This window comes from Microbacterium maritypicum (genome assembly GCF_041529975.1).
Classification (GTDB): domain Bacteria; phylum Actinomycetota; class Actinomycetes; order Actinomycetales; family Microbacteriaceae; genus Microbacterium.
The window spans coordinates 3,266,352-3,280,966 of the sequence record NZ_CP168030.1 but is presented as its reverse complement, the minus strand read 5'-3'; the positions used below and the strand labels follow the sequence as shown (position 1 = coordinate 3,280,966).

Below are 14,615 nucleotides of genomic sequence, written 5' to 3'. Positions count from 1 at the left end.
AGCATGGACTCACCCACCCCCACGTCTCGAAGAGTCGAGTGGCCCGCCATCATCGTCTTCGTGGTCGTCGCCTGCGCGCTGGCCTGGCTGGTGGCACTGCCACTGTGGCTCGGAGCCGGTCTCGCCGAGCCGATGTCCGTCTTCCTCCTCCCGGTCATGATGTTCACTCCGGCCATCGCGGTACTGGTCGTCACCTTCGCGATGCGCGTGCCCGCGCGGGGACAGCGTGCGCGCTTCCTGGGCCTCTGGCCGCTACGGCCCGCCAAGCGCGTGGTCTGGCTCATGGTCGCCGCATGGCTCGTCCCGCCGGTCCTGGTGGCGCTTACGATCCTCGTGTCCGCAGCGCTCGGGTTCGTGCAGCTCGATCTGACGTTCGCCGGCTTCGCGGCTGAGCTCGCGAAGTCGCTGCCCGATGGTGTTCCGGTGCCGCCGGTCGAGATCGTGGTGTTCGCGCAGATCGCGATGGTTCCGCTCGGGGCGCTGCTCAACAGCTTCTTCGCCTTCGGGGAGGAGCTCGGATGGCGAGGCTGGCTGGTGCCGGCCCTGCGACCGCTCGGCACCTGGCCCGCCCTGATCCTCAGCGGCGCGATCTGGGGCCTGTGGCACAGCCCGATCATCCTGCTCGGCTACAACTTCGGGCGCACCGACATCACGGGAGTCCTGTTCATGGTCGGCGGCTGCGTCGCGTGGGGCATCCTGCTCGGCTGGCTGCGCCTGCGCTCGGCATCCCTCTGGCCGGCGGTGATCGCGCACGGATCACTGAACGCCGCCGCCGGGCTCATCGTCCTGTTCGCAGCCTCGCAGCCCGACATGGCGCTCGCCGGACCGGTCGGCGTGGCGGCATGGATCGTCATCGCGGTGGTCGTCCTGGTGCTCGTGCTGACCGGCCAGTTCCGGAAGCAGCCGGAGCTCGCCGACGCGCCCGGTCGTCTGCTCTCGCCGCCGCGGGGTTGACGGAGGCCACAGCCGGCGGTTGGCTGAGGTCATGGACTCCACCCCCGCCGCCTGGTCGCAGGCCGATTCGTACCTCGCCGACACGCTCGTCGGGCCCGACGCCGAACTGGAATCGGCTCTCGTCGCGCAGCGAGAGGCGGGGCTGCCCGAGATCGAGGTCGCTCCCGTCGCCGGCAAGCTGCTGAACCTGCTCGTCCGCATCAGCGGTGCGCGAAGGGTGCTCGAGATCGGCACCCTCGGCGGCTATTCGACGATCTGGCTCGCCCGCGCCGTCGGTTCCGAAGGCCGCGTCGTGACGATCGAGGCGGAGGCTGAGAACGCCGCCGTCGCACGGGCCAGCATCGACGCCGCCGGTGTCGGTGACCGGGTCGACATCCGCATCGGCAGGGGCGCCGAGGTGCTGCCGACTCTGGTCGGCGGGTTCGATCTGGTGTTCATCGACGCCGACAAGGAGTCCAACACCGTCTATCTCGACTGGGCCGCGCGACTCGGTCACTCGGGCACGGTCGTCGTGCTGGACAACATCGGGCGCGAAGGCGAGATCGTCCGCGACGACAGCACCGACTCGAAGGTGATCGGCACCCGTGACGGTCTGCGGATGCTGGGGGAGGACCCGCGCTTCGACGCCACGGCGCTGCAGACGGTCGGGGCGAAGGGCTGGGACGGCTTCGCGATCGCCGTCGTGGTCTGAGCCCGCTCCGTGCGCGGCGGTCGGACGAGTCCCTGATCGGGTCGCACGGCCGGGCTAGACTGGGCGCGGATCGACGACGCTCCACACCACGTTTTCCCCCTGAGCAAGGAGCACATCAGTGGCACTGATCGAGGCTGTAGGCGCACGCGAGATTCTCGACTCGCGCGGAAACCCGACCGTCGAGGTGGAGGTCCTCCTCGACGACGGCATCGTGCAGCGGGCGGCCGTCCCGTCCGGTGCATCCACCGGTGCGTTCGAGGCGTACGAGCTCCGCGACGGCGACAAGAGCCGCTACGGCGGCAAGGGCGTCCTCAAGGCCGTCGAGGCCATCATCGACGAGCTGGGACCTGCGATCGAAGGTGTCGAGGCGAGCGAGCAGCGCATCGTCGACGAGATCCTCATCGAGGTCGACGGCACCGAGAACAAGAAGCGCGTCGGCGCCAACGCCATCCTCGGCGTGAGCCTCGCCGTCGCCAAGGCGGCCGCAGACTCCGCTGACCTCCCGCTGTTCCGCTACCTGGGTGGCCCGAACGCGCACGTGCTGCCCGTTCCGCTCTTCAACGTCATCAACGGCGGCGAGCACGCCGACAACGGCATCGACATGCAGGAGTTCTTCCTCGCGCCGGTCGGCGCGGAGACCTACTCCGAGGCGCTCCGCTGGGGCGTCGAGACCTACCACGTGCTGCGCGCAGAGCTGAAGGCCGCGGGCTACGCGACCGGTCTCGGCGACGAGGGCGGCTTCGCCCCCGACCTGCCCAGCAACCGCGAGGGTCTGGACTTCCTGGTGAAGGCGATCGAGAAGGCCGGCTTCACCCCCGGCACCGACATCGCCCTCGGCCTCGACGTCGCGGCGACCGAGTTCTTCAAGGACGGCGTCTACCGCCTCGACAACAAGGACTGGGACGCGGCCGCGCTCACCGAGTACTACGTGGGCCTCGTCAACGACTTCCCGATCGTCACGATCGAGGACGCTCTCGCCGAGGACGACTGGGACAACTGGAAGCACCTCACCGACGCTCTGGGCTCCAAGGTCCAGCTGGTCGGCGACGACCTGTTCGTCACCAACCCGCAGCGTCTCGCCGACGGCATCAAGCGCGGCGTCGCCAACTCGCTGCTCGTCAAGGTCAACCAGATCGGCACGCTCACCGAGACGTTCGATGCGGTCAGCTTGGCGCAGCGCTCCGGTTACACGGCGATGCTGTCGCACCGCTCGGGCGAGACCGAGGACACCACCATCGCCGACCTCGTCGTCGCGACGAACTCCGGTCAGATCAAGGCGGGTGCGCCCGCTCGCAGCGAGCGCGTCGCGAAGTACAACCAGCTGCTGCGCATCGAGGAGGAGCTCGGCGATGCCGCGGTCTTCGCCGGTCGTTCCGCGTTCCCGCGTTCGCAGGCCTGAGAACAGCTGACACACGAAGAAGCCGCGCGAGCGGCGGCCGAGAAAGCCGTCGCCCGCGGCGCAGGAAGCCGCTGAAGCGGTACGACGAAGGAGGGGCCGTGGCACGACGACCGGCTCCTCCTTCGTCGTCTCCGAATCCGAAGGCGACCGGAAAGGGGCGCGGCGGGTCGAAGGCGTCCGCTGCTGCCGCCCCCGCGCCCAGGGCCGCGGGGAGGAACCGCGGCGACGCGGCACGTGTCGATGTGCGCGAGTGGGCCTCCGGCATCCGCCTCTCGGCGTTCTCGGTCATCATGCTCTCGCTCGTGGTGCTGGGGGCCTGGGTCCTCGTGCCCACGCTCGGCACGTTCATCGACCAGCGTCAGAAGATCGCGGCGCTCGAGGCATCGGTGCAGGTGAGCGAAGACGAGATCACGGCGCTGATCGCCGAGCGCGAGCGATGGAACGACCCCGCCTACATCACCACTCAGGCGCGCGAGCGCCTGTACTACGTCAAGCCGGGCGAGGTCGTCTATCTGATCGACAACGACCTCGATCCGTCCGTGCTCCCGCGTGAGCAGGCGCCCGTGAGCGACACGCTCGAGGAGAAGCCGTCGGACTGGATGCCGCAGCTGCTGCGCACCCTGGTCGCGACGGGACTCAGCGACACGGCGACGACCGCTCCCTGAGCGTCCGCTCCGAGCATCCTCTCGGTCGGCTCCCCTACGCTGGTGGGGTGACCACGCCGCCGTTCCCCGCTCCCACGCCCGCCGAGCTCGCCGTCATCTCGGCCCAGCTCGGTCGTCCTGCCCGGGGTGTGGTGGGCATCGCCGCTCGCTGCGCCTGCGGCAACCCCACGGTGGTCGCGACGACGCCGCGCCTCCCGGACGGCACACCGTTCCCCACGTTCTACTACCTGACGCACCCGGCTGCCACGGCCGCGATGTCGACCCTCGAGGCCAACCAGGTGATGCCGGAGCTCGCAGCGCTCCTGGCCGACGATGAAGATGTCACCGCCGCCTACCTCGCCGCGCATGAGGCCTACCTCGCCGACCGCGCGCAGTTCGGGGAGGTGTCCGAGATCGACGGCATCTCGGCCGGAGGGATGCCGACGCGTGTGAAGTGCCTGCATGCACTCGCGGGGCATGCGCTCGCCGCCGGTCCGGGAGTGAACCCCATCGGTGATGCCGCGCTGGCGCGGTCATCCTGGTCGCCCGACGTGTGCCGGTGCGAAGACCCCGGCGCCGCGCAGCGCGAAGCGGCGGCGTCACCGGCATGACAGCCCGTCGGACGCTGCGCAGCGCCGCCGCCATGATGGTGGTCGCGGCGTCTGTGCTGCTCCTCGGCGCCACCGCGACGCCGCCCCCGATCCCGGACGATCCGTCCGATCCGACCCGCGCATCGGAGTACTGGCTCGACGGGGCGCGGATCCGCGAGGCATGGCAGACGACCCGCGGCAAGGGTGTGACGATCGCCGTGATCGACACCGGCATCGGCAAGGTGCCCGAGGTGTTCGGCGATGCCGTGGTCGGCGGCACGGACGTCTCCGGTGCGGGCACGCCGGATGGACGGACGCCGCTCGGCGCGATCGACGGAAATCATGGCTCCTGGGTGGCTTCGCTCGCCGCCGGACGCGGCGCCGCCGACGGGACCGGCATGATCGGAGTCGCGCCGGAGGCCAACCTCCTCTCCATCTCGGTCGGCTTCGGCGCGGCCGCCGCCGTGCCGTTCACGGAGCAGGTGGCGAAGGGCATGCGCTGGGCGGTCGACAACGGTGCCGACATCATCAACCTCTCGTTCACGACGAACACGCTCGACTGGGACGAGAGCTGGGACGACGCGTTCCTCTATGCGTTCGAGCACGACGTCGTGGTCGTCGTCGCCGCGGGCAACCGGGGGAGTGGCACGAACATCATCGGCGCACCGGCGACCATCCCCGGCGTGCTCACGGTGGGCGGCGTGGACCAGACCGGCACGGCGAGCGTCGAGGCTTCCACCCAGGGCATCACGATCGGGATCTCGGCGCCGAGCGAAGGCCTGATCGGAGTCTCCGCCGATGGCAAGGTCGAGCACTGGCGCGGCACGAGCGGCGCGGCGCCCATCGTCGCAGGAGTCGCCGCGCTGATCCGCTCTGCGCATCCCGACATCAAGGCGATCGACGTGATCAACCGCATCATCAAGACGGCGATACCGGTCCCCGACGCCGTCAAGCCGCAGGATCCGCTCTACGGCTACGGGCTGGTGGATGCCGCCGCGGCGATCTCCGTCAACATCCCCCCGGTGAGCGCGAACCCCATGGGCGACCTGGCGGAATGGGTGCGCTACTTCCGTCGCGCGGAGTCGGAACCGCAGCCCGTGCCGTCGATGACGCCGGTGGCCGTGCCCCCGCTTCCCGCGGCCGATGCGCCGAGCGAGGCGGCTTCACCGTTGCTTCCCAGCGCCGATTCGCTGCGCTACGGTACCCTGCCGCTCATCGCGCTCACGGTGCCTGGTATCCTGGTAGCGCTTGGCGTCACCGCAGCTGCCCGGCGCATCCGATCGGCGCGCGTTTCCGTACGCCAAATCCCCGACTCCGAGGAGTAGTTCTTCTGTGCCTCAGAACAGCACTGTGCCCAAGATTCTGATCGTCGGCGGAGGGTACGCAGGCTTCTACACCGCGTGGAAGCTCGAGAAGCACCTCCGCAAGGGTGAGGCCGACGTGACCATGGTCGACCCGCTGCCGTACATGACGTACCAGCCGTTCCTGCCCGAGGTGGCCGCCGGCTCGATCGAGGCACGCCACTCGGTCGTCGCCCACCGCCGTCACCTCAAGCGCACCCACGTCCTCACCGCCAAGGTGACGAACATCAACCACGCGCAGAAGGTCGCGACGATCACGCCGCCCGTCGGCGAGCCGTACGAGTTCGCGTACGACCAGATCGTCGTCACCGCGGGAGCCGTCTCCCGCACCTTCCCGATCCCGGGCATCGCCGACAACGCGATCGGGCTGAAGACCATCGAGGAAGCCGTCGCGATCCGCGACAAGGTCATGTCGAACTTCGACAAGGCCGCCTCGCTCCCCGCCGGACCCGAGCGCGACCGTCTGCTGACCGTCGTTGTCGTCGGCGGCGGGTTCGCCGGTATCGAGGTGTTCGCCGAGCTGCGTTCGCTGGCCTCCGCGCTGGTGGGCAAGTACCCGCAGATCAGCTTCGAAGACACGCACTTCCACCTCATCGAGGCGATGGGCCGCATCATGCCCGAGGTCTCGCTGCAGACCAGCGAGTGGGTGCTCAAGGACCTCGCCAAGCGCGGTGCCAACGTGCACCTCGACACGCAGCTGACGAGCGCGGTCGACGGCAACGTCGAGCTCTCCACGGGCGAGGTCATCCCGACCGACGTCATCGTGTGGACCGCCGGTGTCATGGCGAACCCGACCGTGGTTCGTGGCGGCGACCTCCCGGTCGAGGAGCGCGGTCGCATCCAGACCCGTGCCGACCTGCGCGTCGGAACGCCCGAGGCCTTCGTCGAGGGTGCCTGGGCTGCGGGCGATGTGTCGGCCGTCCCCGACCTCTCGGGCGGTGGAGTCGGCGGCTTCTGCGTGCCGAACGCTCAGCATGCCGTCCGTCAGGCGAAGCTCCTCGCGAAGAACCTCGTGGCCGTCCTCCGGGGCGAGAACCCCAAGGAGTACTTCCACAAGAACATGGGCGCTGTGGCGGGTCTCGGCCTGTACAACGGCGTCTTCCAGTCCGGCAAGATCGCCCTCAAGGGCTTCGTGGCCTGGGTCGCGCACCGCGGCTACCACGGTCTCGCGATGCCGACGTGGGAGCGCAAGTTCCGCGTCATCTGGGGCTGGTGGAACAACCTGTGGCTGGGTCGCGACCTGGTGAACCTCGAGACGGTGCAGAACCCGCGCTACGTCTTCGAGGAGTTCGCCGCGCGTCCGCGTCCGGCAGCTCCCGCGGCGCCCGTGGCAGATGCTGCTCCTGCGGCGAAGGCTGCTCCTGCCGCGAAGGCTGCTCCGGCGGCCTCGGAGACGACCGCCGAGAAGAAGCCGGCCGCGAAGAAGCCGGCCGCGAAGAAGCCTGCGGCGAAGAAGCCTGCCGCCGAGAAGGCTCCTGAGCCGGCGGAGGCTGCAGCGAAGTAGCAGACCCTCGAATCAGATTGAGATCGGCCCCGCGCGCTCTGCGCCGGGGCCGATCTTCGTTTCTTCGGGGCGGCTCCGAGGCGAAGCACAGGTGCGGTCGGTAGCGTGAGGGCAGCAAGGGGAGTACTCCCGTCTGCAGCGTCGTCGTCATTACGAGCACGAGATCGTGCTCCGGCCCGCTGGCCCGTGAGGGTGGAGGAGACCTTGGCACCCGCATAGCGGGGTGCCGAGAGACCCCTGCCGTCGCTTCGACGTGGGAATCCCCGGTGGCCCGCACCACGAAAGGGACACCCATGGGAAAGCTCTCCCGACTGATCGGAATGGCATCCGACGCGCTCGAGAAGAATGCCGGTTCCGGACGCACCGACCATTCGGCGGGCGGGTCCCGCTCGACGGACTGGGGCGGGATGCTCCGCGGAGCCGTGGACGCGGTCCGCGGTCCGGCGGACGGAACTCCTCGCGCCGAGCAGAGCGCACGGGTCGCGGGGGCGGATCCCTACGCGCCGCCGGCACCCGGTGCTCCGAGCGTCAGGGCCGGTTCGACCCCTCCGCGGGATCGTTACGCACCACCGGTCGCCGGATCCGCGCGTACATCCCCTGCGGCAACCGACGCCGATAGAGCAGCCATCGCCCGCTACGACTACCTGCTGCAGACGGCCGACCCGCAGCGTGTCGAGCAGATCCACCGCGAGGCATTCGCCCGGCTGACTCCCGAGCAGCGCACGCTCGTCGAGGCGCGGATGCGGCAGGAGCTCGAACCGGGGGAGCGTCCGAGGTCTTCATCTCCCGATGATCTCGCTCGCGCGGCCGGGCGTGCGGAGGCCATGAAGCCGGGGCGGATGCGCGGACTCCTGTCGCGCGTGCGCGGCGCGGGTGCCGGTGGTGCTGCGGTCGCCGCAGGCGGTGCGGCGGTGGGACTGCTCGGCGTGGTCGCCGGTGGTGCGGTGCTCAGCACGGTGGCCGGTCCGCTTCTGGAGCAGGCCGCGAACATCGGCGTCGACTTCGGCGCGCTGGCCGAGGGCGTCGACGTCGAGTCGCTCGCCGCCGGAATCGATGTCGAGTCGATCGCCGGCGGGGCCGGCGACCTCATGGGTTCCGCAGGCGAGGCGGCGTCCGGACTGGGCGAGACGGCCACGGGATGGGGCGAGCGGCTCGGCGACCTGGGCATCCCGGGCATCGGCGATCTGTTCGGACGCTGAGCTCGGATGTTCTTCGCAACCGACGCCGAACACGGCTTCACCGGTCTGACCGGATTCGCGGCCGACGTGCTCACCTCCCTCGGCGACGTCGGGGTCGGGGTGCTCGTCTTCCTCGAGGTGCTGATCCCGCCGATCCCGAGCGAGGTGATCCTGCCGTTCGCCGGATACCTCAGCCAAAGTGGGGAGCTGAACCTGGGATGGCTCATCTTCTGGAGCACGCTGGCCTCCTGGCTGGGAGCCCTGCTGCTGTATGGACTCGGCGCGGCGATCGGCATGCAACGGGCGGTGCGGCTGCTGGCGGCGACCCGGTTGGTGAGCCGCTCCGACCTGGAGCGGGGAGCCGACTGGTTCACGCGCAGCGGCGGCTGGACGGTGCTGGTGGGCCGGATGGTCCCGGGTGTGCGCAGTCTCATCTCCATCCCCGCCGGGGCATCGCGCATGAATCTCGCCACCTTCAGCATCTACACGATCGTCGGCAGTGGCGCGTGGAACGCTCTGCTCCTCGGTGTCGGTGCGGCGCTCGGCACGCAGCACGAGCAGTTGGAGCAGTACCTCGGGTACCTCGACTACGCCGTCTACATGGCCATCGTGATCGCCCTCATCGTCCTGGTCGCTCGCCGGGTGCGTGAGGCTGCGGGAGAGCGGAGGGCGGTTGCCGACGGCGAGAAGTGAGAAGCGGAGTGCCCCCGCTGGGACTCGAACCCAGACTGAAGCGATTTTAAGTCGCCTGCCTCTGCCATTGGGCTACGGGGGCCGCGTCGTCAGCCTATCGCCGTGCGGTGGCTGCGACCCGGTGCCGCAAGGGGTGATCCGGAGTACGAGGAGGCCTTAGGGTGGGGGAGTGCTCGACCTCATCGACGAACTGAGCCCCGTCCAGGGTGCGCCCGCGATCGCCCCCGAGTGGGAAGATCCGGCCCGCTACTGGCCACGCCTCTCCGCCGCAACCGGACACGTGCCCGCGCCGGTCGGGGTGATCGATCGCGAAGCGCTCCGTTATAACGCGATGGACCTGCTGGTGCGCGCGGGCGGGCTCCCCATCCGTGTCGCCTCGAAATCGGTGCGGGTGCGGGCCGTGCTCGATGCCGTGCTGAAGCTCCCCGGATTCCGCGGGATCCTCGCGTTCACGCTCGAGGAGGCGCTGTGGCTGGCCGAGACGCACGATGACATCATGCTCGGCTATCCGACGGTGGATCGTGCGGGACTGGAACGGCTCTTCTCCGACGAGCAGGCGGCGCAGCGCATCACGCTCATGGTCGACGATCTCGTCCACCTCGACCTGATCGACAGTGTCGCAGGTCCCACCTCGCGCCCCGAGATCCGTGTCGCGATCGATGTCGATGCGTCCTGGCGCTCTTCCCTCCTCGGCCACATCGGCGTGCGCCGCTCGGCGCTCTTCACGCCCGGCGAGGTCGCCGGCTTCGCCCGCAAGGTCGTCGCCCGTCCCGGCTTCCGCCTGGTCGGACTTCAGATGTACGACGCGCAGATCGCCGGTCAGGGCGATGACGCCGGTGCCGACGCGCCGCTGATCCGCATGGTGCAGGCACGTTCGAGGAACGAGCTGCGGGAGCGACGGGCAGCCATCGTGGCCGCCGTCGGTGCGATCGCTCCGCTGGAGATCCTCAACGGAGGGGGCACCGGCTCGCTCGAGTTCACGGGGAGCGACGAATCACTCACCGAGGCGAGTGCCGGGAGCGGGCTGCTCGGTGGCCACCTGTTCGACGGGTACCGCTCGTTCCGCCCCGCTCCTGCCTCGGCCTTCGCGTTCGATGTGGTGCGCCGACCGGCCGCCGACATCGCCACCGTGCTGGGTGGAGGGTGGATAGCTTCCGGTCCCGCTCTCGCCTCCCGTCAGCCCCGTCCGGTGTGGCCCGAGGGACTCCGCACACTCGGGCGCGAGGCCGCCGGTGAGGTGCAGACGCCGCTGCAGGGCCCCGCCGCCACGTCGTTGGGCGTGGGGGACCGGGTCTGGTTCCGGCATGCGAAGAGCGGCGAGCCCGCGGAGCGCATCGAGCGCTATCACCTGGTGTCGGGGGAGCAGGTCATCGAGGAGCTTCCCACCTACCGCGGCGAGGGAAAGGCGTTCCTGTGACGAGAATCGGCGGCTCCTGGCAGAACTGGGGCCGTTCGGCCTCGGTGCGCCCCGTGCGCGTGGAGCGTCCGCGCAGCCCCGAAGGCGTGCAGCGCGCGGTGATCGCTGCGGTCAAGCACGGTCTCAGCGTGAAGGCTGTCGGAGCGGGGCACAGCTTCACCGGCATCGCCGTCGCACCCGGCGTTCTGCTGGAGCTGGACGACCTGCAGGGACTCGTATCGGCGGATGCAGCCAGCGGCCGCGTCACCCTCCTCGCAGGAACCCGTCTGCACCGCATCCCCGGACTCCTCGCCCCCTATGGGCTCGCCATGGAGAATCTGGGCGACATCGATCGCCAGTCCATCGCGGGAGCGATCTCGACCGGAACCCATGGCTCCGGTGCCCGGTTCGGCGGCCTGGCGACCCAGGTCGTCGGCATCACCATGGTCACGGCCGCCGGAGATTTCCTCCGCATCGACGATGAACACGAGAGCGAGCTGCTGCCTGCCGTCGCGCTCGGGCTCGGCGCGCTCGGCATCATCGTCGAGGTGACGCTGCAGTGCGCGCCGGCGTTCGTGATGCACGCCATCGACGAGCCGGCGCCCCTCGACGACGTGCTCGCCACACTCGAGGAGCGCGTGGCCTCGTCGGACCACTTCGAGTTCTACTGGTTCCCGCACACCGAGGTGGCGCTGACGAAGCGTCAGACGCGACTGCCGGAGTCGACGGTGCGCAAGCCGCTCCCGGTCGTGGGCAGGTGGATCGATGAGACGCTCCTCTCCAACGGGGTCTACCGCGTCGTGTGCGCTGCGGGGCAGGTGGTGCCTGCGGTGACTCCGCCGTTCAGCAGGTTGGCGGTCAAGCTCACCGGGGACCGTGAGTACACCGAGCTGTCGCATCGGGTGCTCATCCAGAGCCGCACCGTGCGTTTCCGCGAGATGGAGTACGCGCTCCCGGCCGAGAACGTCGTGCCGGCGTTCCAGGCGGTCCGCGCCCTCATCGCTCAGCGCGGGTGGCGGATCGAGTTCCCGATCGAGGTGCGCTTCGCGGCGGGCGACGACCTGTGGCTGTCGACGGCGCACGGGCGGCCGAGCGCCTACATAGCCGTGCACCGGTATTGGCGCGCCGACCCCACGGAGTACTTCAACGCGGTCGAGGAGATCATGCTCGAGTTCGGCGGACGGCCGCACTGGGGCAAGCTGCACACGTTGACGGACCAGGCGCTGCGCGAGCGCTACCCTCGATTCGACGACTTCGTCGCGCTCCGCGACCGCCTGGATCCCGAGCGGCGCTTCACGAACCGCTATCTCGAACGGGTTCTCGGAGCCTGACCCGGCTCGAGGCCGCAATCCACGCCGCGCGCCCAGTCCACGTGCAGGGTGCGCGTCTAGGATGAGAGAAACACGAGGAAGGGTGGGCCTCTGATGGAATGGCTCGTGCCGGTACTGATCGTTGTCGGAGTGATCCTGCTCGCCGGCATCTATCTGTGGGCCACGTACAACTCGCTGGTGCAGCTGAAGGTCCGCGTCGACGAGGCGTGGAGCGGCATCACGGTGCAGCTAAAGCGACGAGCCGACCTCATCCCCAACCTCATCGAGACGGTCAAGGGATACGCCTCCCACGAGAAGGCGGTCTTCGAGAACGTGACTCGTGCGCGCGCCGAGACGCTGTCGGCCGGCGGTCCCGGTGAGGCCGGCATCGCCGAGGGACACCTCCAGCAGGCGCTGCGCAGTCTCTTCGCGGTCGCCGAGGCGTACCCGCAGCTGCAGGCGAGCACGAACTTCCTCCAGGTGCAGCAGGCGCTGGTCGACACCGAAGACAAGATCCAGGCTGCGCGCCGGTTCTACAACGGTGGCGTGCGCGAACTCAACACCAAGATCAAGGTCTTCCCGAACAACCTGTTCGCCAAGGGGCTCGGCTTCACCGAGCGCGAGTTCTTCGAGGTCGCCGACAGCAGCGCGATCTCCGAGCCGCCTCGCGTCCAGTTCTGATTCGAATCGCATTCACCAGGGGCCCGCTCACCAGGCGCTGAGCACCACGCCCTCTGCGGTGAACGACACGTCGCCGCGCAGACTCCACGAGTCGGTCCGGTAGGTGGCCTCACGTTTCGCGCCGTCCTGACCGGTTCCGGTGACTGTGGTGACGAGGACGCCCCCCTCCGCCCCGAATCCTTTGCCGGACAGGGCCAGCGTCGGTAGCTTCTCGATGCGGTAGCGGAACTCTGACACGGCGCGGAATTCGGTACCCCAGGGAATGCGGATGCCGCAGCCCTCGGGCGCGGCGGTGCCGGGCTCCGCGCACGTTTCGAGGTGCTCGTCGAGCTGCTTCTGCGCGGCGGCTGTCGCCTCGGGGCGTACCGACACATCGATGTCGACGGCCGTCTCGTCGCCGGGGAGCACGGCCACCGATGTCTCTCCGCTGAGCAGCGACACCGGTGCGGCGGCGACGGTGTAGCTCGCCGGCAGCAATGTCGTGGCTTCGCCCGCGGGCAGCGTCTGCCCGCCGATGGAGATGAACGAGCCGACCGAGGGGCGGGCGGTCACGGTGCCCCGCCCGGACTCATCCACGACCCACCGCCCGTCGATGGGGGAGAGTGTGAGCGCTGCCGTGTGCTTCTCGTCGGCCAGGCGGAACGTGATCTCGGCCGTCGCCGTCACACCACCGACCGGCGCGCTGTCGTCTCCGCTGACGGAGATCACCTCCGCATCGTGCACGAGTGCCGTCGCGTCGGAGAACGCGTCGAGGGTCTCCCGTTGCATCACGGCACCAGTGGCCTCCACCGCCGCGGGGTCACCGGATTCGAGTGCGCGCAGGTACTCCGCCGCCGCCTCCTCCGCCGTGGCGGGGCGGCCGGTCGCCTGCCAGATCCACAGGCCCCCGGCGACGAGCACGACGACACCGACCGCACTGGCGATCAGCCACCAGCGCCGCCGGCTCACGGGGCACTCTCTCTGGCGTGCACGTGTCTGTGCACCTGCGCGCCCGCGCCGCTCAGCGAATCATGAAGCGCGGCCGTGGCATCACCCCAACCAGAGACCGACACGCGCTCCAGACCCTGCCAGGCGGCGGCGAGGGCCAGTTCCGCAGCGACCGGCTCAGCATCGCCCGGCCGGGCCTGCGGCTCCCACCACGCGGACTGCACCTGCAGTGTCGAGGTGGCGCGGTCAGCCTTCAGGTCGACCCTCGCCACGATGCGGTCGCCGACGAGCACGGGCAGCGAGTAGTAGCCGAACCGGCGCTTCTCGGCCGGCACGTAGATCTCGATGCGGTAGTCGAGATCGAAGATGCGCAGCGCCCGGTCGCGGAACCACACCACCGGATCGAACGGAGTCAGAACGGCCGCGGTCTCGATCTTGCGGGGCAGCACGGCATCGCGATGCCGCCACGCGCGCAGCGGACGGCCTCCGCGTTCCCAGCCGCGCACCTGCACCGGCTGCAGCTCGCCGGCGTCGACGAGCTCGGTGATCGATCGGGCGACCGCGGCACGGTCACGGATGCGGTAGTAGTCGGCGAGGTCGGACTGCGTCGCAACACCGCTCGAGCGAGCCGCACGGCGCGTCAACTCCAGGATCGCCTCGTCTCGGGAGATCTCCCGCGATCGGATAACGTCGGGGATCACCTGGTCGGCCAGCGCGTACGTGCGCTCGAAGCCCCGGCGGCCGCTCACGGCGACATCGCCCGTGCGCCAGAGGTGTTCGAGCGCGAGCTTGGCTTCGTCCCAGTCCCACCATGTTCCGCGCTCTCGCGGCGCGTCGTCGCGCAGGTCGGCGGGACGCAGCGGACCCCTGGCGCGGAGTTCGTCCTGCACCCACTGCACCGTGCGCGCGTTGTTGCTCATCCACGAGTCCTCATCCGCCCACTTCCGCCGGAAGTCGTCCATGCGGAATCGCCACAGCGGCCAGTCCGCCACCGGGATGAACGTCGCCTCGTGGGCGAGGTACTCGACGTAGTGGGTGGTGCGGGAAAGGAAGACCCTGTCGAGCAGTGTCGGGTCGTAGGAGCCGAGACGCGAGAAGAGCGGCAGGTAATGCGACCGCGCGAACACGTTCACCGAATCGATCTGAAGGACGCCGAGCCGATCCATCACGCGGTGCACGTGGCGCGCGGTGACCGATGCGGGTCGGGATCGGGTGAACCCCTGAGCGGCGAGGGCGATCCGCCGGGCGTGCGGGGAGCTGAGGGTCTCGGTCACGCCGTCAGCGTAT

The 14,615-nt window shown here is 69.6% G+C and carries 14 protein-coding genes and 1 tRNA gene; 12 read left to right on the top strand and 3 right to left on the bottom strand.

Translation table 11 applies throughout. The features are described 5' to 3' along the window. The first annotated feature begins 3 nt into the window (after positions 1-3). The 9 genes from ACCO44_RS15910 to ACCO44_RS15870 all read left to right on the top strand — a co-directional run bounded on the left by ACCO44_RS15910 (position 4) and on the right by ACCO44_RS15870 (position 9,014). Entirely contained in the window at positions 4-954 is a 951-nt protein-coding gene (locus ACCO44_RS15910) for a lysostaphin resistance A-like protein (RefSeq protein WP_372467339.1), read from the top strand. A 31-nt stretch (positions 955-985) separates the two neighbouring features. Next, positions 986-1,645 carry an O-methyltransferase gene (locus tag ACCO44_RS15905; protein WP_105709539.1) on the top strand — a complete coding sequence of 220 codons (660 nt, stop codon included), beginning with the start codon at positions 986-988 and terminating at the stop codon, positions 1,643-1,645. A gap of 118 nt (positions 1,646-1,763) precedes the next feature. Then, positions 1,764-3,044 (top strand): phosphopyruvate hydratase, encoded by a 1,281-nt coding sequence (gene eno / locus ACCO44_RS15900; RefSeq protein WP_029262985.1) that lies wholly within the window; start codon positions 1,764-1,766, stop codon positions 3,042-3,044. A 98-nt stretch (positions 3,045-3,142) separates the two neighbouring features. Further along, entirely contained in the window at positions 3,143-3,709 is a 567-nt protein-coding gene (locus ACCO44_RS15895; RefSeq protein WP_105709540.1) for a septum formation initiator family protein, read from the top strand. A gap of 47 nt (positions 3,710-3,756) precedes the next feature. Next, entirely contained in the window at positions 3,757-4,299 is a 543-nt protein-coding gene (locus tag ACCO44_RS15890) for a DUF501 domain-containing protein (RefSeq protein WP_372467335.1), read from the top strand. Beyond that, positions 4,296-5,603, top strand: coding sequence for a S8 family serine peptidase (locus tag ACCO44_RS15885; RefSeq protein WP_372467333.1), 1,308 nt, complete (start codon positions 4,296-4,298; stop codon positions 5,601-5,603). The genes ACCO44_RS15890 and ACCO44_RS15885 overlap by 4 nt, the downstream gene beginning before the upstream one ends. 25 nt (positions 5,604-5,628) lie before the next feature. Continuing rightward, positions 5,629-7,143: an NAD(P)/FAD-dependent oxidoreductase gene (locus tag ACCO44_RS15880; RefSeq protein ID WP_372467331.1), complete on the top strand. Its 1,515-nt coding sequence runs from the start codon at positions 5,629-5,631 to the stop codon at positions 7,141-7,143. 293 nt (positions 7,144-7,436) lie between these two features. Continuing rightward, complete coding sequence (locus ACCO44_RS15875) at positions 7,437-8,342, top strand: cation-transporting ATPase (RefSeq protein ID WP_262000601.1); 906 nt, start codon at positions 7,437-7,439, stop codon at positions 8,340-8,342. Between the two features lie 6 nt (positions 8,343-8,348). Further along, the gene (locus tag ACCO44_RS15870; RefSeq protein ID WP_372467328.1) at positions 8,349-9,014 is read left to right on the top strand and encodes a DedA family protein; all 666 of its coding nucleotides are present in this window, start codon (positions 8,349-8,351) and stop codon (positions 9,012-9,014) included. A gap of 9 nt (positions 9,015-9,023) precedes the next feature. Here ACCO44_RS15870 and ACCO44_RS15865 read toward each other — a convergent pair. Beyond that, positions 9,024-9,096: transfer RNA gene (locus ACCO44_RS15865), tRNA-Leu, on the bottom strand. A gap of 87 nt (positions 9,097-9,183) precedes the next feature. Here ACCO44_RS15865 and ACCO44_RS15860 point away from each other — a divergent pair. From ACCO44_RS15860 to ACCO44_RS15850, 3 genes are all read left to right on the top strand, one after another. Then, positions 9,184-10,431: an alanine racemase gene (locus ACCO44_RS15860; protein WP_372467325.1), complete on the top strand. Its 1,248-nt coding sequence runs from the start codon at positions 9,184-9,186 to the stop codon at positions 10,429-10,431. Next, the gene (locus tag ACCO44_RS15855) at positions 10,428-11,741 is read left to right on the top strand and encodes a D-arabinono-1,4-lactone oxidase (protein WP_372467323.1); all 1,314 of its coding nucleotides are present in this window, start codon (positions 10,428-10,430) and stop codon (positions 11,739-11,741) included. Before ACCO44_RS15860 ends, ACCO44_RS15855 begins: the two co-directional genes overlap by 4 nt. A 93-nt stretch (positions 11,742-11,834) precedes the next feature. Beyond that, entirely contained in the window at positions 11,835-12,401 is a 567-nt protein-coding gene (locus ACCO44_RS15850; protein WP_029262976.1) for a LemA family protein, read from the top strand. A gap of 27 nt (positions 12,402-12,428) precedes the next feature. Here the strand turns inward: ACCO44_RS15850 and ACCO44_RS15845 are convergent, their stop codons facing one another. Both ACCO44_RS15845 and ACCO44_RS15840 read right to left on the bottom strand, forming a co-directional pair. Beyond that, positions 12,429-13,349 (bottom strand): hypothetical protein, encoded by a 921-nt coding sequence (locus tag ACCO44_RS15845; protein ID WP_372467321.1) that lies wholly within the window; start codon positions 13,347-13,349, stop codon positions 12,429-12,431. Then, positions 13,346-14,602 (bottom strand): winged helix-turn-helix domain-containing protein, encoded by a 1,257-nt coding sequence (locus tag ACCO44_RS15840; RefSeq protein WP_105709549.1) that lies wholly within the window; start codon positions 14,600-14,602, stop codon positions 13,346-13,348. Before ACCO44_RS15840 ends, ACCO44_RS15845 begins: the two co-directional genes overlap by 4 nt. Positions 14,603-14,615 lie beyond the last annotated feature (13 nt).